Here is a 21,007-nt window from a genome sequence, read left to right as displayed (position 1 = left end):
CGTTCGGCCAGCGTGGTTTAACGGGGCGCCTGAGATCAAGATCAAAAGCAGATCAAGAGCGACTCGCTTCGCATCGTGGTTACGGTTGGGCGCTGCTGAGTTGTGTAGATACCTATGCTCATCGGGGGCAACACCGCTATTCACTTGCCTTCACTCCCCATCCCCCTGAAGCTATACCCATTCAGGAGCCCCCAATGAACCTCGAACACCTCACCGAACGCTTGCACCGCATCCGCGATACCAACGATTGGAAGCAATTCCACAGCCCGAAAAACCTGGCCATGGCCGCCAGTGTGGAAATGGCCGAACTGGTCGAGATTTTCCAATGGCTGACCGAAGACCAGTCGCGCCAATTGCCGGCCGATAAGCTCGCTCATGCCGGCCAGGAAGTCGGCGATATCGTGCTGTACCTGCTATTGCTGTGCAGTGAGCTGGGCCTGGACATGAACGAAGTGGTGCGCGCCAAGCTGGCCGACAGCGAACGGCGGTTTGCCCATGAGTGATCGGCATTTCGACCAGTTGGCCACGCGCTTCGCCGAGAAAATCTATGGCGGTGCCAAGGGTGCGATTCGCCTGGCGGTGTTGCAGGCCGATCTCGCCGAGGCGTTGCCGGATCGCCCGTTGCGCGTGCTGGATATCGGCGCGGGGTTGGGGCATATGTCGTTGTGGCTGGCCGAGCGTGGCCATCAGGTGACCCTGGCCGAGCCTGCCGCGCCCATGCTCGACGGCGCGCGCCAGCGTTTTGCTGATGCCGGGCAGAGCGCCACGTTCATCCAGGCGCCCTGGCAAGACTTGCTCGGCCAGCTCACCGAGCCCTACGATCTGGTGCTGTGCCACGCCGTGCTGGAATGGCTGGCCGAGCCCCATGCGATCCTGCCGGTGCTGCATCAATTGACGCTGCCCGGCGGTTGGTTGTCCCTGGCGTTCTATAACCGCGATGCGCTGATCTACCGCAACCTGCTCAAGGGCCACTTTCGCAAGATGCGCAGGAACGATATGGCCGGCGAAAAGCAGAGCCTCACGCCGCAACAGCCACTGGACCCAAGGGAATTGGCGGCGCAACTCGAAGGGCTGTGGCAGGTCGAAAGCCAAAGTGGCGTGCGCGTGTTCCATGACTATATGCCGGTGGAATTCCAGGCGCGCGCCGAGCTGCAGGATCTGTTGGAGATGGAACTCGCTCACCGTCGTCACCCAAGCTTTGCCGGACTTGGGCGTTATTTGCACTGGGTGTGCCGTCCGGTTTAAGCAGCCCAGTCTGCGGAGGTCGAAATGCGTCGTCTCTGTTTGATCCTGTTGTCCCTTGGGCTGGGCGCCTGCTCCAGCCCTAACCCCTACGTGGCCGCGTCGGCGCCAATGCCGCCGGCCCCGGCCCAGGCGGCCACCACCTTTGATGCCAGCGCTTACCCGGCGCCGGTGCGCGACTATGGCGCCTACCGCAATTGGGCCTGGCGCAACGGCCAGTTGCCGGCCGGCACTGCCTGGGCGGATTCGGCCCAGGTGGCCGAAGCCGTCAGCGGTGCGCTGGACCAGCGCGGCCTGCGTCCGGTGCATGACACGCGTGCGCCGGACCTGCTGGTCAGCGCCGATGTGCGCCTGGAGAAGCGTCTGCGCCAGGTCCAGGACGATTATGGCTACGGTTATGGCGGCTACAACCGCTATGGCAATGGCTACGGCATGTACAACTCGGTGCCGATGGTGCGTACCTATGAAGTGCAGGTCGTGGTGGTGCGCGTCAATCTGTTCGACGCCCGCAGCGGCCAGCCGGTGTGGAGCGCTAGCGCCGAAACGGGCAGCCAGGGCAGCCTCAGCGAGCGCGCCGATGCGTTGCGTCAGGCGGTGCAGAAGGCAATGACGGCGTATCCTCCGCGTTAACCGCTATGCTCAACTGAAGCCGGACCGATCATCGGAGAACCCTTATGTTTCGTCGTATCGCTACGCTTGCCGTTGTCCTGCTGCTGGGCGGTTGCCAGAGTAATCAGGTCAACCATGACTTTGACGCCAGCCGCGACTTTGGCGCCTACCGTAACTGGGCCTGGAAAGAGCCGGCGCTGCAATATCGTCCGGATGATCCGCGTATCAAGAGCGACCTCACCGAGCAGCGTATTCGCCAGGCGGTGGGCGAGCAGCTTGACCAGCGCGGTCTGCGGCCGGCTGGGCCGGGTAGCAAGGCCGAGCTGTCTGTGCAGGCCTATCTGATCGTCGAGGACCGTCAGCAACAGGTCACCACTAATTACGGGGGGGCTTGGGGCGGGCCGTGGAATGGGTATTGGGGGGCGCCGATGTATAACGAAACGCGCAGCATCTCTTACAAGGTGGCGACGCTGCAGATTGATTTGCTCGATGGCAGGGACGGTAAGTTGGTGTGGCGGGGCAGTGATGAGCAGATCATGGCCAGTTCGCCGAATCCGCAGGACCGGAGTAATGCCATTCGCAGCACGGTGGCCAGGATTCTTGCCAACTATCCGCCCCGCTGACCTTGTGGAAAGGGATCTGCTCCGGTGAAGGCCTCCCGGCCTCCTCGGTCATAATGTGGGAGGGGGCTCGCCCCCGATGGCGGCCTCTGGGCCGACCAGGATGCTGGGGGCATATCCGCTCCTGCGTTCAGCCAGCATGGTTTGACGGGGCGCTTGAGATCAAAAGCAGATCAAGATCAAGAGCGACTCGCTTCGCATCGTGGTTAGCGTTGACGGCTATAGCCTGCGAAGTTGTGTAGATATTGTTCATCGGGGCAACCCCCTTCCACATTGACCCTTGCCAGCCGCCACTCTTGTCTACACTCATCCATACCCTCAGGAGCGTAAACGCTCGGCGACGCGCCGGCACAGGAGTGCTCGATGTCTCCCCGATTTCATGGCAAGCAACGTGGCGCTATCGGTCTGATGGCCGTTGGTGTTTTGGCGCTGGTGTTGGCGTTTACTTTGCTGGCGGTGGACAGCGGGCGGCTTTATCTGGAGAAGCGCCGGCTGCAGGGAGTGGCGGATACGGCAGCGCTGGAAGCGGTCAGCCGCAGCGGCACTTGTGCGGCGGGTTTGAGCGCGGCGGCGTTTGCGGCGCAAAGTGTGGCACGCAATCACTTTGTTGTGGGTAGCGGTAATACCTTGGTCACCCGCTGCGGCGCGGTAACCACGGCGGCTTCCGGCCGACGGGTGTTTGCTGCCAACCCGGCGCTGTCGTCAGCCATTGAGGTGGTGGTCGGCAAAACCGTGCCCACCAGCGTGGCCGGTGGCATCTGGTCGATGATGTCGGGTAACTCGGTCAGCCTCAATACCCGGTTGAGCGCGACGGCAGTGGCGGCCAAACCCACCCCGCCGATTGCGCAGTTGAGCATCAGGAGCACGTTGGTTAACGTTGATACCGCCAGTGCCAGCATGATGAACGCGGTGTTCAGTGGGCTGCTCGGTGGTGGGGTCAATGTTTCCGTGCTCGGCTGGAACGGCCTGCTCAACAGCAATATCAATATGCTCAGTTACCTCGATCAATTGGCCGTCGACCTGCATGTCACCGCCGGCGACTACACCCAACTGCTGAGCACCACGGTGAGCGCCTCGCAATTGGTTCAGGCGGCAATCACCGTGCTGGGCAGCGACCCGTTGACGCTGGATGCAGTCACCGCGCTGGGCGCTATCAAAGGGGCGACGCTCAACAATCCGTTGCCGCTCACACTGGGCAAAATCCTGCAACTGCAGACGGGTATCACCGCCGCCGCGCTGAATGCCAATCTTCAGCTGTTTCAGCTGGTCCAGGGCGTGGTGCAACTGGCCGGCAACCAGAGCGCGGCGGCGGTGACGCTGCCCGTGAGCCTGTTGGGGCTGGCCAATATCACCACGCAGATCAAAGTCATGGAGCCGCCGCAGTTATCGGCCATCGGCAATCCGATGCTGGCGGCGGCCAACCCGTTGGGCCCGAATAAAATTTATGTGCGCACCGCCCAACTGCGCACGCAGATAACCTTGAGTTTGCCGGTGCTCGGCAGTTTGTCCGGCTTGACCACGGCGGTAAATGACCTGGTGGGGCCGCTGACACCGGTCCTCAGCGGCCTGTTGAGCTTGAACCTGGTGACCACGATTAACTCCACGCTTTGCCTGTTGGGCGCCGGTTGCCAACAGTTGGACGTGCTGGCACTGCCGGGCAACCTGCCGCTGAAGATCGTGCTGGATGCCGGCGGCGCCAGCAGCTATGTCACCGCCTATAGCTGCCCGGCGGCAGGCGCGGGCACCAAGAGCTTGACGGCCAACACCACCACCTCGGCGGCATCGCTGAACGTGGGCAATATCAGCAATGCATTTTCATCCACACAGCCAATGACCGTGGAGCCGTTGGCCTTGATCGATTTCGGCATCAAGACGTGCCATAAGATCCTCGGCATCGGCAGTTGCGACCCTCGCGTACCCTTTGCGGGGGGCGGCGTCGGGATCAAGGTGCAAAGCCCGATTGCGGGCAGCAACAGTATCCAGAACCTGGTGTTTTCCAGCACCACGCCCTTTGCCATGCCCGCCAATGTGGGGCTTGCCCCCAGCTATCAAACGTTCGCACCGGCCACTAACCTGGTCAGTGGCCTTACCACAGCCCTCAATGGCGTCGGCATTACTGCTTATCAACCGGTGGGGAGCAATCCCTTGGGAAGCGTGATCGCCGGCACGGTGTCGTTGCTCAGCGGCGTCAGCACGCTGGTGACGCCCATGTTGAACAATGTGCTGAGCCCGCTGCTCAATCCGATCGTCAACAACCTGTTGAGCAGCTTGGGTATCAGCCTGGCAAGCGTGACCGTGGGCGCCAACCTGAGCTGCGGCCAGACCGGCGAGGCTTATCTGGTGATTTAAGCATCGGCGACCCTGGGCAGTTCCACGCAGAATCGCGCGCCGTGTTCGCCGTTGCTGACGCTGAGGCGTCCGCCCATGTTTTCAACGATGCCGTAGCTCACCGACAGGCCCAGCCCGGTGCCCACGCCAATCGGCTTGGTGGTGAAGAACGGCTCGAAGATGCGCTCCAGCAAACGCGGGTCAATGCCGCCACCGTTGTCTTCGACCCAGATGCGCACGTGGCGGCTGTCGTGTTCGGTGTGCAGCGCGATCCATGGGCGCAGGTCCGGGTGCTTTTCCTTCAGGCTCAATAGCGCATCGCGGGCATTGACCATCAGGTTGATCAGCACTTGCTCCAGCTGGTCGGCGTAGCCTGTGACCTGCACAGGCGTATCGGCCTGGGTCAGTTTGATCTCCACGCCCTTGCCGCGCAGGCCTTCGCTGAGCAGTGACAGGGTGCCTTCCACCGCCTGCGCCGGGTCGAAGGGGTGCTGCTCGACTTCCGAGCGGCGGCCGAATACGCGCATGTGGTCCACCACCCGCGCCGCGCGTTGTACCTGCGCGTCAATGCGCTGGAGTTTCTCCGTCAGGTAGTCGATCTGCGCGTCGCCATTGCCCAGGCGCTTGAGTACGTTGACGATGGCCATGCGCATCACGTTCAGCGGCTGGTTGATCTCATGGGCCAGGCCGGTGGCCATTTCGCCGAGGGTGGCCATTTTCGCGCTTTGCGTCAGTTGCTGCTGGGAGCGCCGCACTTCGGTGTTGTCGCGGCCCACGGCCTGCACTTCGAGCAGATTGCCGTGTTCGTCGAACACGCCACGGTCCGACCATACCCACCAGGCATGCTCGCGCCCGGGCAGTTGCAGGCTGATTTCCGCCGTGCTCACGGGAAATTCCGGCGTCAGTTGCTCGATGCGCAGCATGAACGCCGCGCGTTGCTCGGGCGATAACCAGTGCCCCAGGTTCTGCCCCGGCAATTGGCCGGGCAGGCACTCCAGGTAGTTGGCCAGGGGCGTATTACCAAAGGTCAGGGTCAGGTCCGGACGGTAGCGGCAGATCATCGCCGGGGAGTCTTCCACGAGGATGCGGTAGCGTTCCTCGCTGTCCTTGACCTGTTGCGCGGCCAGGGTCGCCTCGGTGACGTCCAGCCACAGTCCGACCGCCTCCACCGGCAGGCCGAGGTCGTCGCGCAGCAACTTGGCTTCGTCGAGCAGCCAGTGGTAGTCGCCGTGTTTATCCTGGACCCGGTAGCGGCTGCGCACACTGCCTTCGCGCAGCAGTTGGCGCGTACGCTGGAAGTACAGGTCGCGGTCATCCGGGTGGACCCATTGCACCAGGCTGTCGTAGCTGCATTCGGCGAGCGTGCGGCCCAGCAGCGGCAGCAGGCTGTCGCTGAAAAACACCGGCTGCAGGGCGCCTTTCACGTAGCGCTGCACATAGATCACCGCCGGCGAGCTGGCGATCAGGTTGTCCAGGCGGGCGTGGGCGGCGTCGGCTTGCAGTTGCTGGTTCTTGACGTCGCTGATATCGAGCATGAAGCCGATCCAGCGGCGCTGCTCACCGGCGCCCAGGGCCTGGCCCTGCACGCGGTACCAGGTGGGGGGCTGGTCGCTGTCGCCACGGTTGAGGCGCACGCTGGCGAGCAAGGGTTTGCCGAGGGTCTGCAAGTCGTGCAGGCGGCTGTGCAGTTCCTGGCGATCGGCCGGGTGGATGAGGTTCAGCCAGGTTTCCAAGGGTTGACGGGTGGGGCTTTCTTCGCCGCTCAGGTTGCGCATCAATTGCGGTGCGAGCTGGATCTCGCCGCCGGCGGGCAGCAATTCCCACCAGCCGGTGCCCAGCAAACCCTGCAGGGCTTCCTGGCGTTCCAGTTGCAGATGGTGGTGCTGTTCACGCAGACGGCTGAGCAGCGGGGCGGCGAGGGCGGCGGCGAGGTTCAGCCAGTCGCGCTCGTGTGTGTCGGCTTCACCGCTGAAGGCTGCGCACAACAGCCACGCGGCGACACCCTGGGCATCGCGGTAGGGCACCAGGAAACCGTCGGCATTGCCGAACACGCTGTGCAGCCGCGGGTGCTCCCCGTGACCGTAAGTGGCGTGCAGGCTCAAGGGAACGGTGCCGTCGAGGCTGTCCAGGCACGTGCCTAGGCGCTGCCCGGTGTGCCACAACTGCGGCGCGTCATGTTGGGCGTAGTGGCTGTAGATCACCCAGGCCTGGTCCTCTTGATCAACAAGCGCCAGGGCGATACACGGGATTCGCCAACGCTGCGCCACGCTGCACAGTTGGTCGTTGAACACATCGGGCAAGCGGCTGAGGCTGCACACGCGCAATTGCTCGCTGGCCTGACTGGTCAATTGCTGATTCTGTTCACGCTGTTCGGCCAGTCGTCGGCCGCTGAGCAGATCGCCGATATCCACCGCATGCAGCCGCCATTCATTGTCGTGCGGCTCGAGGGTGGCACGGGTGTGCAGCACCTGCCCGGCGATGCCCTGGAAATCCAGGTCAAGGCTATGGCGCTGCCAGTCGGCTGGGACGCCCTCCACCGCCAGGGCGCTATGGGCGCGCAGCAAGGCTCGCAGCGGCGCCGCCTCGGCATGGGGCGCCAGCTGTGAGCGCAGTGTGCCGCTGATACCGAGCACCTGGCCTTGCGCATCCAGTTGCACCTGCAAACCGGCCGAAGGCGGCGCAGCGGGAACGATCGCCAGCGCAGCGCTACGACCAAGCAAACGCCCGAACAGCGTGTCCCCCGAAGTCAAAACTGCAAGCTCGACTGGGCCCGCAGCGTCGCCGGCAACTGCGGCACGCTGCCAATGCCGGGCAGCACGATGAAGGGCATCACCGCCTGTAGATTGGCTGAGGGATAGTCGATCTGTACCGACAGCAGGCCATTCACGAACGTGGTGCTGACATGTGTTGCCGCATCGAAGTGATAGGCGCTGGGGATCCACTTCAGACGGTCGCTGATTGCGCTTCTGGCGGTGGTTTGCACGGCACTGCTGTAGCCCTGCATCGCCGGGTCGAGCCCCACGCTGAGGCGTACCGCTTCGGCGGTGGCCTGGTTGAACGACTGCAGCAACAGCAGCGGCAGGCTATAGCTGACCATGCCGTAGAACACCGCGAAAAAAATCACGAAGACGGCCACGAACTCGATCGCGGCTGTGCCTTTCTGCTTGTGGGGGAGGCTAGTTTTCATCACCGCGTCTACCCTGACGGCTACTACTTGATATCAGCATAGAATCAATCAGCGAAAAGGCAGGTTTTTTACGTGATCCAGGGTGTGGTGGTGATGGTGTGGTTGGTGGTGTGTGCGGTGCAGGACACGCGGCAGCGATTGCTCGCCAACCGCCTGACGCTGGGGGTTGCATTGCTGGGCGGGGTCTACTTGTTCTGGACCGGCAGCACCTGGCTCGGTGCCTCGGTCGGCCAAGGCCTGTGGGCATTTGTGCTGGCGCTGCTGTTGACCTTGCCGGGTTACGCCCTGGGCCGTCTCGGCGCCGGGGATGTGAAGCTGCTCGCAGCCTTGGCATTGATTTCGGACGCCGAGTATTTATTGGGTGCGTTTATCGGCGCCGCCCTGACGAGTGTGCTCTGGCTGTTGCTGGCGCCAAAGCTCTGGCCGCTTATGGGTCAAAGGCTTACAGATTGCCTCGGGCACCTGGCCCCCGAACCGTCAAAAAAACTGCCGTTTGCGCCCTTCCTGCTGGTGGGATTTACGCTGGTCTGGTTTTGGATCCACTGAGCGCCGCAGGGCTCTGGCGCTATGTACAGAGTCGGGAAGTACGTCTACGTTTAATAAGGCGTTGTATAGGAATTGAGTGGTTTGAGGATGGGTCAATCTTTGGCTTGCCAGGCATGGAGTAGCGCGTGAACAAGCTTAATTCTGCGGTAAAAGTGCTCGTGGTCGACGATCAGCCGCTGATCGTGGAAGAGCTGTGTGAGTTTCTTGAAAGCAGCGGGTTCCGTTGTGTCCCCTGTGAGTCCAGTCAGCAAGCCTTGAAGCGCTTTGGCGAAGACAGTGAAATCGGGTTGGTGCTGTGCGATCTGCATATGCCGGGCATGGACGGCATCGAGTTGGTCCAGGCGCTGCAAAAGATTGCCGGCAGGCAGCGGGTGTTCGAGTCGATCATGTTGACCGGGCGCTCCGACAAGCAGGACGTGATCAAGGCCCTGCGCGCCGGCATCGCGGACTACTATCAGAAGCCAATCAATCTGGACGAATTGCTCGAAGGTTTGCAGCGCCAGGAAGTCGCGTTGCAGGAGCGCAGGAAAGACCTGCAACTGGGCAACTTGAACCAGAAGCTGCAATTTCTCTCCGAAACGATCGACGACCTGTACCAGGACCTCGATAAAGTGCGTCGCAGTCCGGCTGGGTCGGACGCTGAAGAGGCCTCGACGCAGGAGGCGGGCCAGGTTGAAATGCCTGCGATTTTCCACCAGTTGTCACCGCGCCAACTGGACGTGGCCAGGCTGGTCGGAAAGGGGCAGACCAATTATCAGATTGCCTGCGAACTGGGCATCACCGAGAACACCGTCAAGCTGTATGTTTCCCAGGTGCTGCGGCTGACGCATATGCATAACCGCACGCAGTTGGCCCTGGCGTTGGCGCCCAATAACGCGGCGATGCGCCAGCGGGTGACGGCGCACTGAAGGCAACGGGTCAATGTAGGAGCGAGCTTGCTCGCGAAAAACGTCAACGATAACGCGTGTTTTCTGAATGAACGCGGCGCCTGTGAGTTTTTCGCGAGCAAGCTCGCTCCTACATTTTTGCGTGCTCAGTTGCCGCCCTCGGTTTTTCCGCCGACTTTTTGCTCGAAAAACTCCGGAATCTCATGCTTGAAGCTGTCCACCCAGCGCTGCGCGGCCAGGTCGCGTTCGGCGGCGGAGGCTGCCTGTGGCGTGGTGGATGCCGCTCGGCCACTGACCTGCAGGGCCAGCCAGTCCTCCGTGGCGGCCTGCTGCGGGGAGGACGGGCCAGGCTCGATGGCCATGACGCTGAGGGGCAGGGCCAGCGCGGCGAGGCTGGCAAGACAGGGCAGTTTCATTGTCAATTCCTCGGGTTGCTATGGGCTTCACTGACCGTGGCGATCTGATCCTTGGCCTTTGCGGCCTTGACGCTTGAGGCCTTGAGTTGCTCGGCGCGGGCCTGGGCCTGGGTGACTTGTTCGGGGCCCAGGCCTGTCTGGCTGACCACCTGCGCGGCCTGCTTCCAGTTGTCTTGATAGATCAGCAGCGTCACCAGATTGATGGCCGCCAGCGGGTCACTCTGCTTGAGCTCCATGGCGGTCATGAATTCAAACCGTGCATCTTCCAGGCGCAGTTGGTTGAGGTACACCACGCCCAGGTCATTGCGGATTTTCTCGTCGGTGGGCGCCAGCCGCGCCGCGCGCTGCAAATGGGCCATGGCCAGGCTGTTGTCGCCTTTGGCCGCGGCCATTTGCCCCAGGCCGTGTTCGCCTTCGGCGGCCATGCAGGTGCCGAGCAGGCTGCGGTACAGCGGCTCGGCGCTGCGCCCGAGCAAGCGATACGCCTTGGCCTGGCGCAGGCGCACCTGGGGCAAACTGGCCGGCAGGGTGTGCAGGTTGGCCAGGCTGGCGTGCAGTTTGCCGTCGTTGGCCATTTCATCGGCCAGGTTCAACGACAGCGTCTGTTCGGCGTCGGGCTTGGGGCAACTGCCGGTGGCCGTCAGGGCGCTCCAGGGGGTTTGACCATCGGTGGCGCAACCACCGAGCAGCACCAGGCTCAAACCGGCGATCAAGGCTTTCATCGAGGATTCCTCATAAGTTACTCAAGGCCCGGGTGATGCCGATGAATGCCGGCCCCCCGAGCACGATCAGCAAGGCGGGAAACAGAAACACCATCATCACCACCGACATCTTCGCTGACATCTTCGACACAAATTCCTGGATGCGGGTCAGGCGCCGGTCGTCGAGCAATTGCTTGAGCGCCAGCAACGACTTCATCGCGCCGGCGCCCTGATGAACCAGTTGCTGGAGGATGATGCAGGTGTCGGTGAACTCGTCCACGGCCAGCAGCCTGGCGGTCTTGCCCAACTCTTCACTGAGCTCAAGGCCGGAGTCGACCCGGTTCAGGATCAGCCGCAATTCATGGGTCAGCGCCGGCAGCAGGCGTTGCGCTTCGATGCTCAATACACGCAGCGCCTGTTCGACCGCCATGCCCGATTCGAACAGGATGCGCAGCAGCGGAATGAACGTCGAGACTTCCTGGGAGATGCGCTGCTGGCGGGCCTTGGCCACGCTGGCCAGGATGCGTTTGGGCAACAGGTAGCCGATGCCGAGCGCGATCAGGGGCACCAGCCATGGCGAGTCGCCCTTGGGAAACAGCACCTGCTGCGTGATCAGGGTCACGATCAGCAGCAGCACCGGCGTGCCGATCTGGAAGGCGGCGAACATCGAGCGCTGGTTGGCTTTGCGCCAACCCACGCGGTTGAGCAGGGTCTGGGTTTCGTTGTCCAGGCTGATCGAGCGTTGCGCCAGCGGGCTGTTGCCCAAGTGCCGCATCATCGCACCGAGACGGTGTTCGCGACCCATCCGGCCTTGCAGGCGCTGGGCAACCAGGCGCTGACCACGCCGATGTTTGATCAGGTTGGCCAGCACCAGCGCCAGGGCGGCCAGAAACAACACGGCGCTGATCAGCAATGAAATAGCCATCTCATACGCTCCGCAACATGCGCCACAGGGTGAAGCAGCCGAGCACCTGCATGATCAGGGCGACAAACAACAGCAGGCGGCCGGTGCCGTCGTTCCACATGGTCATCAGGTAGTCCGGGTTGACCGCCAGAAAATAGCCCACCATCGAAATGGGCAACGCGGTGAGCACGTAGGCGGTCACCCGGGTTTCGCCGGTCAGGGCGCGCAGCTGGCGCGCGGCTTGCTCGCGCTCGCGGATCATCTTGATCAGGTTTTCCAACAGCTCGCTGGCATTGCCGCCGTAGCGGTGATTGACCTTCAAGCCCAGGGCGAACAGACGGAACTCGTCGCGTTCGTAGAATTCGGCGAAATCGTGGGCGGACTCCGGCAGGCTGACGCCCAGTTGCACGTTGCGCCGCATTCGGCCCATGGCATTTTTCAGCGGGTCTTCGGCCACCTCGATACCGCCCAGCACCGCGTCGGCCAGGGTGCGTCCGGCCTTGAGACTGCGCACGGTGTGGTCGAGCAATGGCGGCAGTTGCTCGATCATGCGTTTGATCCGGCGCTGGTAACGCCAGGCGAGGTACAGGCGCAGCAGCACGGGCGGCAACAGCAGCATCACCAGCAGGCCGAGCCAACCGGCGAGCATCACCCCCAGCACGGCGCCCAGGCCCCAGGCGGTCAGCCACAGGCGCAGGTTGTCACTGGGTTTACCCAGGCCTGCGCGCAGGAACATGCGTTCCACGCCGCTCCAGGAAGCGCTTTCTTCGACGAGCTGCGGCTGGCCTTCGGCGAGGCGGTCCAGCACGCGTTCGGTACGGGCGCGGCGCAAGCCGTTCTGGAATGAGCGGACCGACAGGCCGATCAGGATCAGGCAGATGCACAGCAGGATGGCCCCGGTCATGCTCGATTCCCCTCCAGGGCTAGGCCGGTTCGCGGCGCAGTTTTTCGCCGGCCGGGTTGAGCGCCTCGCGCACGAAGCCGAAGCCGGTACGCCGGTCATGGCGAAACAGCGTGTTGGTCACGTACACGTCGTCGCGGATGCCCACCACTTCGACCACCTCGCTGACGCAACGACGACCGTCCGGCAGGCGGGTCAACTGGACCACCACATCCAATGCCGCGCAGATCATCTGGCGCAGGGTCTTTTCCGCGACCACGCGGCCGGTCAGGCCCACCAGGGTTTCCAGGCGCAGCAGGGCATCGGCGGCATTGTTGGCGTGCACGGTGCTCATGGAACCGTCGTGGCCGGTGTTCATTGCGGTGAGGACATCGATCACTTCCACGCCGCGAATTTCGCCGAGGATGATGCGGTCGGGGCGCATGCGCAGGGCGTTGCGGATCAGGTCGCTGGCCTTGACCTCGCCATGGCCCTCGGCATTCGGTGGACGGGTTTCCAGGCGTACCACGTGGGGGTGGGCCAGTTGCAGTTCGGCCACGTCCTCGATAGTGACCAGGCGTTCATGGGGGTTGATCAGCTGACTTAGGATGTTCAGCAGTGTGGTTTTACCGGTGCCGGTGCCGCCGCTGATGAGGATGTTGCAACGCTTGCCCACCGCGTCCTGGAAGAAGTCGAAAATGTTCTGGTCAATGGTCTGCATGGCCACCAGATCGCTGCTTTTGAGCATGTCCCTGCGGAATTTTCGAATCGACAGGCACGGCCCGTCCAGGGCAATCGGCGGGATGATCGCATTGACCCGGCTGCCATCGGGCAAGCGTGCGTCGACCATCGGTGACGACTCATCCAGGCGCCGCCCCAGCGGCGCGAGGATGCGCTGCATGACGCGCTCCACATGGTGCGCGTCGATAAAGCGCAGGTCGCTCTGGTGCAGCAGGCCGTCACGCTCGATAAACACCCGGTGCGGGCCATTGACCAGGATTTCGGTGACGGCCGGGTCGCGCAGCAGCACTTCCAGCGGGCCGAAACCGGTCAGTTCGTCGACGATTTCTTCGGCCAGGCGCTCCATCTCATAGCGCGAGATCGCCAGGTGCATGCGGTTGATGTACTCGGCGACTTTGTCGATGACAAATTGCGCCAGCGACTGGCGCGAGCCTTCCAGCAGGTTTTTCCCCGACTCTTCGATGGCATCGATGATGTAGCGGTGCAGCACCAGTTTCAGGCCGTCGTGGTCGGTGTTGCCACCCACGCCTCGTGCGGGGGCGCCGAAGAGTTTTTCGCTGGTCATTTATCGGCTCCCAACAAGCGCTCCAGCCAGCGGCTGGAGGATTTTCGATTGGCGTCCTGCGAACGTTTCGCCAGGCGCTCGCCCAGGGTCTTGAGCGCCTGAGTCAGGGCTTCGCGCGGTGTCAGCGCAAACAGGGTTTGCCCCTGGTTCTCGGCGTTCAGCCGGACCTCTGCGCTCAGCGGCAACACGGCAATCACTTCCAGGCCGAAGCTTTTGCTCAAGGCATCGGCGTCCGGCGCGCAGCCTTTGACGTAGCGATCGATCAGCAGCCTGGCATGGTCGAGCTTCATGCCTTTTTCGCGCCACAGGTTCAATACGGCGAGGTTGCGCCGGCAGTCCAGCACGCTCTGGTCGGTGTACCACAGCAGCTTGTCGCAATGGCTGACAAAGGTACGCAGGGCTTCGCTGTCCGGCTGGCCGGCAAGGTTCACCACAATGTGCTGGAAGTGTTGGCGCAGCGCACTGAGCAGCATGTAGAGCTCGGCGGCGCTGGTGCGCTCCAGGGGCTCGTCGTTGTGCGTGTAGGCGAGAATGCGCAGGCCGCCTTCGGCCGAGGTAAAGGCGCTGTTGATCAGGGTGGTGTCCAGCCGCCTCAGGTGGCGCAGGGCATCGCCGAAGTTGAACGAGCTTTCCAGGCCCAGCAGCGCCAGGCTGTCACCGCGTGGCAGGCCCAGATCGAGCAACAGCGTCTGCTGGCCGCTCTTTTGCACCACCAGCGCCAGGTGGCTGGTGAGCAGTGCGCCGTCCGAACTGCCCTGGGTGCCGTACAGTACCGAGAGGCCGCCCAGCAGCGTGTTGGTCGCCACCGGCGGCAGGCGCTTGCTCAGGCGGCGGACCAGGCCTGCGACTTCGCTGGAGCGCGAGCCGTAGGCGACGAAATCCCGCGCTCCGGCGCGCATGGCATTGAGCACCAACTGGTTATCCATGCCGTCACCGAGGGCGACGATGGCCAGCATCGGCTTGGCTTCCAGGGCGCCTTCGATCAGCGCGCTCTGGGCCACCAGGTGCTCGCGGTCAAGGCCGACGAACACCAGGTTGGCGAAGGTTACATCGACCAGGGCGAGCAATTCATCGAGGGTGCCGCTGCCGGCGCTGACCACTTGGCCAAGGGGCGCCAGCGCGCCCTGCAGCCACTCCAGGTCGGTGGTGTTGCGGGTGATTGCCAGGAACGTCTGGCTCAGGTTGTCGCTCATTGGGAAAGCCCGTTGAGCCGGTCGAAATTACCGTTTTCCAGGAAGAACAGGCGGTACCAGTTCGGGTCGTAGTTGCGCACTTTTTCACCGGGCAACGCCGGCAGTTGGGCATTGGCCGCCAGTGGTTGCACCAGGTGCGGCGTGACGATCATCAGCAGCTCCTTGTCTTCGCGTCGGACCGAGGAATCGCGAAAGAACGCGCCCAGGATCGGGATGTCACCCAGGCCGGGAAACTTGCCGATGTTGGTGGTGGTGTTGCTGCTGATCAGGCCGCTGATCACAAAGCTTTCGCCATCGGCCAGGGACACGCTGGTATCGGTGCGGCGGATGGTCAGGGCCGGCACGCGGATATTTTCGATGACCACGGCGTTGGTGTAGTCGAGCTCGCTGACCTCCGGCGCCACCTTGAGGGAGATGCGGTTACGGTCGACCACGGTCGGCGTGAGGGTCAGGCGGATGCCGAATTCCTTGTACTCGATCGAGATGGTGTCGCTGCCGCTGCTCGGCACCGGCACGGGTATTTCTCCACCGGCGAGAAAGGTTGCGCTTTGCCCGCTCATGGCCACCAGGCTTGGCCGGGCAAGGGTGTAGGCGAAGCCGCTGCTTTCCAGGGCGTTGATCATCGCCGAGACGCGCCCACCGCCAAAGCCGATATTGAAGTTGTCCGCGCTCACCGGCAGTTTGAAGGTGCTGGGTGTGGGGAACAGCAAGTTCGGGCTGCCGAGGAAGAAGTTGTTGCCGATGCCGAGGATCTTGGTGCTGGCCTCCTTGAGTTTGGTACGGCTGACTTCGACGAAGCGGATGTCGGTCTGGACCTGGCTGGGCAGCAGCGGATCATCGGCCGGCGACAGCGACAGGCTGGTCAAGGCGCTGTTGGCCTTACCCTTGACGAAGACCATGCTCTGGCGCGGCGTGGTCGAGCAGGCGGTCCAGACCATCAGGCTGGTGGTGCCGGGGCCGACGCCGGTGAGCAGGAAGCCTCGGTCGCCATTGAGATGAACGTCGGCGATTTTCGGATCGCCAATGGCCAGGCGCGTGATCGTCACCGGCGATTGCAGTGCCTGTTGCAGGCCCTCGCCGACCGACAACGCGGCGGGCAATTGTCCAAGGCTGGCGCAATTGCCCTGAGCGGCCACGGCCAGGCTCATGGACAGGTGCGACAGCAGCAGGGCGCAGGCGATTTTCCCTGTGAACACCGGTATGAAACGTCGGCTCATGCACAGCATCCTTGTTCAGTCGGGTGTTTGTTGGGTTGCTTGATTGCCACGGATCACCTCGACACCGGCCCGGCGCGGGGCACTGCTCTGGGCCACTTTCCTGGGGGCCTGGGTGAAGGCCAATTGCGTGAACTGATAAAGGTCGCGGTTAGCGTTCTGCAGGTTGCCCGGCGCGTCGCCTTCGCCGGCCCAGTAACGGCTCAGCAAGCGTTCGTCGGCGCTGCGCACGGCCAGGCGCAAGGTGCCGGCCTGGGTGGCCAGCATCAGCCGGCTCAACAGCTGTTCGGGCACGGCCAGCACCACCGTGCGTGAGGGGGCTTGGCGCTGGGCTTTCTCTTCGGCGGTGAGCGCACGAGCAGACGCCGGGGTACCGTCGTTGGTCAGGCCCATCTGGTCACCGACACTGAGCAGGCGTATGGCGGGGATCACCACTTGGGCCGATTGTTCAAGGTTGGCGGCGTCCTGGCGCAGGTACAGCAGCACGTCCACATAGTCGCCGGGACTCAACTGGCCGGCGGCGCCAATCACTTCATCGACGGCGACGGCCAGGGCGCGTTCATCGGCACGGATCATGCGCGCCAGCGGCCCACCGGGGGTGAAGCTTTCGTCGTTCAACCAACTGCCGGCGCTGAGTGCGCGCCACGGTGTACGGCCGATGGCCTGCTCGACACTGCTCATACTGCCGGCCGGTGCCGTGCGCAGTTTTTCGATGCTCAGATCAGCGGCCACCAGGGCGACGAAGGGGGACACATCGTGGGCCAGGACGACGACCGATTGACGGGTCTGGTCTTCCACCGCGGCAACGGCTTGTTCGGCGGGAGCTGCCGCGGGTGGCGGTGGCGGCGCCGGGGCGGGCTCACGGCTGAGGACCAAGCCCCAATAGCCGGCAAACAGCGCACCGACCAGTAACACACCGGCCAGTACCATGCTCAGACGCGTGTTCATGACGGCTCTCCATTTCCTGCTACACCACAGCCCGCCTATCCAGCAGGCTCACGTCGCAGCCTGGCTGCTATGAACAGTGACTAACTATTTCGCTATTTGACGGTAGTTCAGCTAGGACGAAATGCCATTACTGACGCAAAGATTTCTTCGGCATGCAAGGTGCGCCCCCTTTGAAAACACGCATTTACGAGGTCAGGAAGGCCCCTACTACTTTATGACTAGTCAATTCTTACAGTTGTGAGGCCGGGGTTTGTTGGCAATGCTCAGGTGGCACATCGCAATTACTGTGCAGCACCGGGATAGGGCGCTTGGTCGCCTGAGGAGAAGTGTTTATGTTGCTTGATCTGTTGATTCGACTTCACGTGCAACTTCAGTTGCTGTTTCAGCGCAAGGAAGGGGCTACGGCCATCGAGTACCTCATTCTGGTCGCCATCGTGGCATTGGTCATACTGGCAGCCGGGACCACCCTGAAGCCTCAGATCACCGCGTTCTTCACCAAAATCACCACAGCGATTACCCCAACGCCCTAAGCAGTCGTAGCGCAAGGAGCAGGATCATGATCCTCAATCTGTTGATGAAACTCTGTGTTCAACTGCGGGTGCTCTTTGCGCGTAAAGAGGCGGCCACAGCGATTGAATACCTCATTCTTGTGGCCATCGTCGCGCTTGTGATATTGGCAGCCGGAACTACACTGTCGCCACAGATCACCGCGTTGTTTGAGAAAATTACAGGCACCATCACGCCCTGACCCTCAGGCAGGCAGCACTGCGCGGGTACTTTAGGTTTTTGATTGGCAAGATCAGGACGTGCCCATGAACGCTGCTGTATCCCCCCGCCAGCAAATCCTGCTGGTGGACGACGAAGAGGATGCCCTCGTTGAACTGGCGGAGTCGCTGGAGAACGAGGGCTTCGTTTGTTTTACCGCCACCTCCGTGACATTCGCTTTGCAGGAACTCACCCTGCACCCTGATATCGCCCTGGTCATCACCGACCTGCGCATGCCCGAGGAAAGCGGGATTTCCTTGATCAAGCGCCTGCGCGAACACACTTCCCGTTCCCACCTGCCGGTGATCGTGATGTCCGGCCATGCCGAGATGGATGACGTCAGCGACATGCTGCGCCTGCAGGTGCTGGACTTGTTTCGCAAGCCCATCTATCTGGTGCGGCTGATCGATACGCTCAACAGTCTTTTCCCCCGGACAATTCATCAACTGTAGGTGTAGGAGCGAGCTTGCTCGCGAAGAACGTCAAGGCGACGCGGGGAAACTGTATGCCCGCGTCATCGTTAGCGTTCTTCGCGAGCAAGCTCGCTCCTACAGGAATGTTTGGCGTTTACAGCTGATAACTGAAGCTCAGCGTATACCGCGCACGCCGGTTGAAGCTGTCCAGGGCGATGTCCGACATCGGCTTGGCGGCTTCCAGGGCGATGTTGTAGTACTTGTTATCGCCAAAGCGCAAACCCACCGCCGCCGAGGACATGTCGCCGGCCTTGACCGGCAGGTCGTTGAACCAGGTCCTGGCACGGTCGAGCACCACGTAGGGTTGTAGCACCTTCAGCCAATTGCCGACGCGGTTGAAGCTGTAGTTGACCTCGTACGCCACGCCCCATCCCTTGTCGCCCGAGCCCTGGTCGTCGGGGTAGCCACGGCCGAAGTTCTGCCCGCCAAACGCGGCGCGTTCGCTGTCGGGCAGGCTGTTGTCGCTCCAGTAGAGCGCACCTGAAAGCACGCCTTGCCAGTTGTCGAAGAACTTGTCGCTTTGCACGCCGGACAGGCGCAGGCGGAAGAAGTCGAGGTCCGGTTTGGCCACGTCCAGGTCACTGCGCGCCTTGGCGCCCACACCGTCGATGCCGTGATACAGGCCGCCGGTGAGGATGCGCAGCTGTCGCGCGTCGGCCTTGCGCCAGTCGCCCTCGAACGCCAGGGCACGCAGGTTGGATTCGATATCAAAGCGCAGCGGGTAGCCCACCAGTTTGTAGCGGGTGGTCTGGTCCACCGCGTACAGGCGCGTGCCCAGGGTGAGTGACTCGGTGGGCGAGGCAATGAAGGGGTGGCTCAGGCCGATGGAGTAGCGATCGATCGACTGATGGGGCTTGAGTTCGAAGCCGCCGTCCAGTTGCACACGGCTGTGGGGATCGGCGCGATAACGCTCTGCGGCGAGTGCCAGTTGGGTGCCCTCGGCATTGATGAACTGGTTGTAGTCCACGCGGTAGTAGTGCTCTTTGTCCTCGCCCGGTGGGAACAGGCCACTGACGCTCAACTGTTCGCCCAGGGCGGTTTGCGCATGGCTGGTGGCGCTGAGCAAGGCTTGGGTGCCGCCCCGGCTTTTCTGCACAAGGCTCATGCTGGTGGTGAAGGGCTTGCGGCTGGCCTGGATCTGCATGTGCGTGGCGCCATCGGTGGTGCCCGGCGGCGGCACTTGCGCCTGTACGGTGAGGCCGGGGATGCGGCTCATCAGGGTGGTGTAGCGCTCGAAGGTCTTGCGCGTGAGGGGGCGTTCGGCGAGGAGCTTTTGCGCCAGTTTGTCGACATAGGCCGACACCGCACCGACATCGCCGGTTTGCTGATAATCCTTGATGTAGCCTTCCACCAGTACCACGCGGACCAGGCCGTTTTCGAAGGTCTGTTGCGGCAGGAACGCGTAGGACAACAGGTAGCCGTCCTGCTGATAGCGACGGGTGATGCCTCGGGTGGCTTCGATCAATTGCGCAAGATTGGTCTCATGGCCAATCAGCGGTGCATAGGCCTGGGCCGTCTCGGTGAGCGGATAGATCGTGCCGCCTTCGATCTGCAGTTTGCGGATGGTCACCCTGGTGTCCATCAACAGGGGCTGGCCGGCGGTGGGCTGTGCTTCAGGCACCTGGGTTTGCGGCGTGGCCGGTCGATAGGCGTCGGCGGGCAGGTTGGGTGCCGGCAAGGTGCGGATGGTGTCATTGCTGTTGAGGAAGGTGGGAAGGGTCTCGGCCTGGGCGTAAGCACTGAGGGTCAGCAGGAACAACGGCGTGAACATGCGCATGGGACACTCCATGGTCAACTGCGGCAGCCCAGCAAAAAGACGAGAGACTGACTCCGTGTCTCTCGTCTCAACCAAGCGTAGGCGCCGCAGGGGAGACCGTCTAATCGGCCAGGTGCATTTTCTATCTGCCGGTCAGGCCGTTCACCAAACCGCCCAGGCCTCCGGTTGTTGCAGTGCCGCCGGTGCCGCCTGTGACCAGGCCGCCCACCGAGCCTACCGTGTTGCCCACAGCGGTTACGGTGGTGCCCAGGGTCGTGGTGACCGGGTTGGCGCTGGCTGTGCTCAGGTTAGTGCCCAGGTTGCTGACGGCGCCGCCGACTTGAGTCACCAGGCCGTTGACCGGAGCACCGACGCCGGTGGTGGTGCCGATGTTTTGCGTCACTGTGGTGACGCCGGAGGTCACCGGGTTCAAGGCTGCGCCGACGTTGGCGGTCACGGTTGCGACCGGGGCGGTGGCGCCGGTGTTGGCGACACCCGTGCCACCCAATACGGTGCCCACCGAGGCAATGGTGTTGCCCAATGCGCCGCCGGTCACACCGGCTGCACTGACGGTGCCGTTGGTGTTGCCGACGTTGAGGCCGGTGCCTGCGTTGTTCACCAGGCCGCCGACCAGCTCCGGTATACCGGGGGCTGCGGCGCCGCCGGTGGGCGCGACATAGCCGCCGGACTGGTCGAGCGTGCCGCCGACGCCCACTTTGCCCACCAGGCCGTTGACAGGCCTACCCAGGCCGGTGGCATTGCCGAGGTTGCCGGTGGTGTTTTCCACCAGTGAAACCACCGGCACCAGTACCCTGCGGTTCACGTTGCCGGTCAGGGAGCCCAAGGGACCGGTGGTGCTGGCGGTGCTGAGGGTGTCGCCGAGCATTGTCACTGCGGTGCCCACGTTATCCACCACACCACCGACTGCGCCGCCCACGCCGCCGACGACGGGGACACCGCCGAGGGTGGTCGACAGCGATCGGCCGGTGGTCGACAGCCCACCGCCCAAATCGGACACGCCGTTGCCGACAC

22 protein-coding genes are annotated in these 21,007 nt (G+C 63.0%); 10 read left to right on the top strand and 12 right to left on the bottom strand.

What is annotated here, in order from left to right; translation table 11 throughout:
• Nucleotides 1–194: 194 nt before the first annotated feature.
• From BFP93_RS20535 to BFP93_RS20515, 5 genes are all read left to right on the top strand, one after another.
• Nucleotides 195–503: a MazG-like family protein gene (locus BFP93_RS20535; protein ID WP_003188211.1), complete on the top strand. Its 309-nt coding sequence runs from the start codon at nucleotides 195–197 to the stop codon at nucleotides 501–503.
• On the top strand, nucleotides 496–1,245 hold the full coding sequence (locus BFP93_RS20530; protein WP_065894663.1) for a methyltransferase: 750 nt from the start codon (nucleotides 496–498) through the stop codon (nucleotides 1,243–1,245). The genes BFP93_RS20535 and BFP93_RS20530 overlap by 8 nt, the downstream gene beginning before the upstream one ends.
• Before the next feature lie 24 nt (nucleotides 1,246–1,269).
• Entirely contained in the window at nucleotides 1,270–1,872 is a 603-nt protein-coding gene (locus tag BFP93_RS20525) for a DUF4136 domain-containing protein (protein WP_065886475.1), read from the top strand.
• Nucleotides 1,873–1,916: 44 nt separating this feature from the next.
• A complete protein-coding gene (locus BFP93_RS20520) occupies nucleotides 1,917–2,474 on the top strand; it encodes a DUF4136 domain-containing protein (protein WP_065894662.1) in 558 nt (185 codons plus the stop codon).
• 360 nt (nucleotides 2,475–2,834) lie between these two features.
• On the top strand, nucleotides 2,835–4,820 hold the full coding sequence (locus BFP93_RS20515) for a pilus assembly protein TadG-related protein (RefSeq protein ID WP_065894661.1): 1,986 nt from the start codon (nucleotides 2,835–2,837) through the stop codon (nucleotides 4,818–4,820).
• On the opposite strand, the gene BFP93_RS20510 is transcribed toward BFP93_RS20515, so the two are convergent.
• Together BFP93_RS20510 and BFP93_RS20505 are read right to left on the bottom strand one after the other, a co-directional pair.
• Nucleotides 4,817–7,549 (bottom strand): ATP-binding protein, encoded by a 2,733-nt coding sequence (locus tag BFP93_RS20510; protein WP_065894659.1) that lies wholly within the window; start codon nucleotides 7,547–7,549, stop codon nucleotides 4,817–4,819. The two genes, BFP93_RS20515 and BFP93_RS20510, sit on opposite strands and share 4 nt — an antisense overlap.
• Nucleotides 7,546–7,986: a TadE family protein gene (locus BFP93_RS20505; RefSeq protein ID WP_065886479.1), complete on the bottom strand. Its 441-nt coding sequence runs from the start codon at nucleotides 7,984–7,986 to the stop codon at nucleotides 7,546–7,548. Before BFP93_RS20505 ends, BFP93_RS20510 begins: the two co-directional genes overlap by 4 nt.
• A 75-nt stretch (nucleotides 7,987–8,061) precedes the next feature.
• On the opposite strand from BFP93_RS20505, the gene BFP93_RS20500 reads away from it, so the two are divergent.
• Together BFP93_RS20500 and BFP93_RS20495 are read left to right on the top strand one after the other, a co-directional pair.
• Nucleotides 8,062–8,532 (top strand): prepilin peptidase, encoded by a 471-nt coding sequence (locus BFP93_RS20500; RefSeq protein ID WP_170876002.1) that lies wholly within the window; start codon nucleotides 8,062–8,064, stop codon nucleotides 8,530–8,532.
• A 125-nt stretch (nucleotides 8,533–8,657) separates the two neighbouring features.
• Entirely contained in the window at nucleotides 8,658–9,440 is a 783-nt protein-coding gene (locus tag BFP93_RS20495; protein WP_065894657.1) for a response regulator transcription factor, read from the top strand.
• A gap of 125 nt (nucleotides 9,441–9,565) precedes the next feature.
• Here the strand turns inward: BFP93_RS20495 and BFP93_RS20490 are convergent, their stop codons facing one another.
• From BFP93_RS20490 to cpaB, 8 genes are read right to left on the bottom strand one after another with little or no spacing between them, the layout of a single operon-like run.
• Nucleotides 9,566–9,835, bottom strand: coding sequence for a DUF3613 domain-containing protein (locus BFP93_RS20490; protein WP_065886481.1), 270 nt, complete (start codon nucleotides 9,833–9,835; stop codon nucleotides 9,566–9,568).
• A gap of 2 nt (nucleotides 9,836–9,837) precedes the next feature.
• Nucleotides 9,838–10,557 carry a tetratricopeptide repeat protein gene (locus BFP93_RS20485; protein ID WP_065894655.1) on the bottom strand — a complete coding sequence of 240 codons (720 nt, stop codon included), beginning with the start codon at nucleotides 10,555–10,557 and terminating at the stop codon, nucleotides 9,838–9,840.
• Between the two features lie 10 nt (nucleotides 10,558–10,567).
• Entirely contained in the window at nucleotides 10,568–11,461 is an 894-nt protein-coding gene (locus BFP93_RS20480) for a type II secretion system F family protein (RefSeq protein ID WP_083205700.1), read from the bottom strand.
• Between the two features lies 1 nt (nucleotide 11,462).
• Nucleotides 11,463–12,344, bottom strand: coding sequence for a type II secretion system F family protein (locus tag BFP93_RS20475; protein WP_065894653.1), 882 nt, complete (start codon nucleotides 12,342–12,344; stop codon nucleotides 11,463–11,465).
• 19 nt (nucleotides 12,345–12,363) lie between these two features.
• Complete coding sequence (locus BFP93_RS20470; RefSeq protein WP_065894651.1) at nucleotides 12,364–13,626, bottom strand: CpaF family protein; 1,263 nt, start codon at nucleotides 13,624–13,626, stop codon at nucleotides 12,364–12,366.
• Nucleotides 13,623–14,819 (bottom strand): AAA family ATPase, encoded by a 1,197-nt coding sequence (locus BFP93_RS20465; RefSeq protein ID WP_065894649.1) that lies wholly within the window; start codon nucleotides 14,817–14,819, stop codon nucleotides 13,623–13,625. The genes BFP93_RS20470 and BFP93_RS20465 overlap by 4 nt, the downstream gene beginning before the upstream one ends.
• The gene (locus BFP93_RS20460) at nucleotides 14,816–16,036 is read right to left on the bottom strand and encodes a type II and III secretion system protein family protein (RefSeq protein WP_065894647.1); all 1,221 of its coding nucleotides are present in this window, start codon (nucleotides 16,034–16,036) and stop codon (nucleotides 14,816–14,818) included. Before BFP93_RS20460 ends, BFP93_RS20465 begins: the two co-directional genes overlap by 4 nt.
• Nucleotides 16,037–16,051: 15 nt before the next feature.
• A complete protein-coding gene (gene cpaB, locus BFP93_RS20455; protein ID WP_065894645.1) occupies nucleotides 16,052–16,981 on the bottom strand; it encodes a Flp pilus assembly protein CpaB in 930 nt (309 codons plus the stop codon).
• Between the two features lie 332 nt (nucleotides 16,982–17,313).
• Between cpaB and BFP93_RS20450 the strand changes: the two genes are divergently transcribed.
• The 3 genes from BFP93_RS20450 to BFP93_RS20440 all read left to right on the top strand — a co-directional run bounded on the left by BFP93_RS20450 (nucleotide 17,314) and on the right by BFP93_RS20440 (nucleotide 18,198).
• A complete protein-coding gene (locus tag BFP93_RS20450) occupies nucleotides 17,314–17,511 on the top strand; it encodes a Flp family type IVb pilin (protein WP_065886488.1) in 198 nt (65 codons plus the stop codon).
• Between the two features lie 26 nt (nucleotides 17,512–17,537).
• On the top strand, nucleotides 17,538–17,729 hold the full coding sequence (locus BFP93_RS20445; protein ID WP_065886489.1) for a Flp family type IVb pilin: 192 nt from the start codon (nucleotides 17,538–17,540) through the stop codon (nucleotides 17,727–17,729).
• Between the two features lie 64 nt (nucleotides 17,730–17,793).
• Complete coding sequence (locus BFP93_RS20440) at nucleotides 17,794–18,198, top strand: response regulator (RefSeq protein ID WP_065894642.1); 405 nt, start codon at nucleotides 17,794–17,796, stop codon at nucleotides 18,196–18,198.
• A gap of 115 nt (nucleotides 18,199–18,313) precedes the next feature.
• Here BFP93_RS20440 and BFP93_RS20435 read toward each other — a convergent pair whose 3' ends face one another.
• Nucleotides 18,314–19,996 (bottom strand): ShlB/FhaC/HecB family hemolysin secretion/activation protein, encoded by a 1,683-nt coding sequence (locus BFP93_RS20435; protein ID WP_065894641.1) that lies wholly within the window; start codon nucleotides 19,994–19,996, stop codon nucleotides 18,314–18,316.
• Nucleotides 19,997–20,117: 121 nt separating this feature from the next.
• On the bottom strand, nucleotides 20,118–21,007 hold an 890-nt coding region (locus BFP93_RS29385), incomplete at its 5' end, for a collagen-like triple helix repeat-containing protein (RefSeq protein WP_256095229.1).

The organism is Pseudomonas sp. 44 R 15, assembly GCF_900004965.1.
GTDB lineage: Bacteria > Pseudomonadota > Gammaproteobacteria > Pseudomonadales > Pseudomonadaceae > Aquipseudomonas > Aquipseudomonas orientalis_A.
The sequence above is the reverse complement of the archived record's forward strand: the minus strand, read 5'-3'. Positions and strand labels throughout refer to the sequence as shown.

Excerpts from the sequence above, each read along its gene's own strand:
- BFP93_RS20535 (WP_003188211.1), top strand. The coding sequence starts at position 195 with ATGAACCTCGAACACCTCACCGAACGCTTGCACCGCATCCGCGATACC.
- BFP93_RS20530 (WP_065894663.1), top strand. The coding sequence starts at position 496 with ATGAGTGATCGGCATTTCGACCAGTTGGCCACGCGCTTCGCCGAGAAA.
- BFP93_RS20525 (WP_065886475.1), top strand. The coding sequence starts at position 1,270 with ATGCGTCGTCTCTGTTTGATCCTGTTGTCCCTTGGGCTGGGCGCCTGC.
- BFP93_RS20520 (WP_065894662.1), top strand. The coding sequence starts at position 1,917 with ATGTTTCGTCGTATCGCTACGCTTGCCGTTGTCCTGCTGCTGGGCGGT.
- BFP93_RS20515 (WP_065894661.1), top strand. The coding sequence starts at position 2,835 with ATGTCTCCCCGATTTCATGGCAAGCAACGTGGCGCTATCGGTCTGATG.
- BFP93_RS20505 (WP_065886479.1), bottom strand. The coding sequence starts at position 7,986 with ATGAAAACTAGCCTCCCCCACAAGCAGAAAGGCACAGCCGCGATCGAG.
- BFP93_RS20490 (WP_065886481.1), bottom strand. The coding sequence starts at position 9,835 with ATGAAACTGCCCTGTCTTGCCAGCCTCGCCGCGCTGGCCCTGCCCCTC.
- BFP93_RS20485 (WP_065894655.1), bottom strand. The coding sequence starts at position 10,557 with ATGAAAGCCTTGATCGCCGGTTTGAGCCTGGTGCTGCTCGGTGGTTGC.
- BFP93_RS20480 (WP_083205700.1), bottom strand. The coding sequence starts at position 11,461 with ATGGCTATTTCATTGCTGATCAGCGCCGTGTTGTTTCTGGCCGCCCTG.
- BFP93_RS20475 (WP_065894653.1), bottom strand. The coding sequence starts at position 12,344 with ATGACCGGGGCCATCCTGCTGTGCATCTGCCTGATCCTGATCGGCCTG.
- BFP93_RS20470 (WP_065894651.1), bottom strand. The coding sequence starts at position 13,626 with ATGACCAGCGAAAAACTCTTCGGCGCCCCCGCACGAGGCGTGGGTGGC.
- BFP93_RS20465 (WP_065894649.1), bottom strand. The coding sequence starts at position 14,819 with ATGAGCGACAACCTGAGCCAGACGTTCCTGGCAATCACCCGCAACACC.
- BFP93_RS20460 (WP_065894647.1), bottom strand. The coding sequence starts at position 16,036 with ATGAGCCGACGTTTCATACCGGTGTTCACAGGGAAAATCGCCTGCGCC.
- cpaB (WP_065894645.1), bottom strand. The coding sequence starts at position 16,981 with ATGAACACGCGTCTGAGCATGGTACTGGCCGGTGTGTTACTGGTCGGT.
- BFP93_RS20450 (WP_065886488.1), top strand. The coding sequence starts at position 17,314 with ATGTTGCTTGATCTGTTGATTCGACTTCACGTGCAACTTCAGTTGCTG.
- BFP93_RS20445 (WP_065886489.1), top strand. The coding sequence starts at position 17,538 with ATGATCCTCAATCTGTTGATGAAACTCTGTGTTCAACTGCGGGTGCTC.
- BFP93_RS20440 (WP_065894642.1), top strand. The coding sequence starts at position 17,794 with ATGAACGCTGCTGTATCCCCCCGCCAGCAAATCCTGCTGGTGGACGAC.
- BFP93_RS20435 (WP_065894641.1), bottom strand. The coding sequence starts at position 19,996 with ATGCGCATGTTCACGCCGTTGTTCCTGCTGACCCTCAGTGCTTACGCC.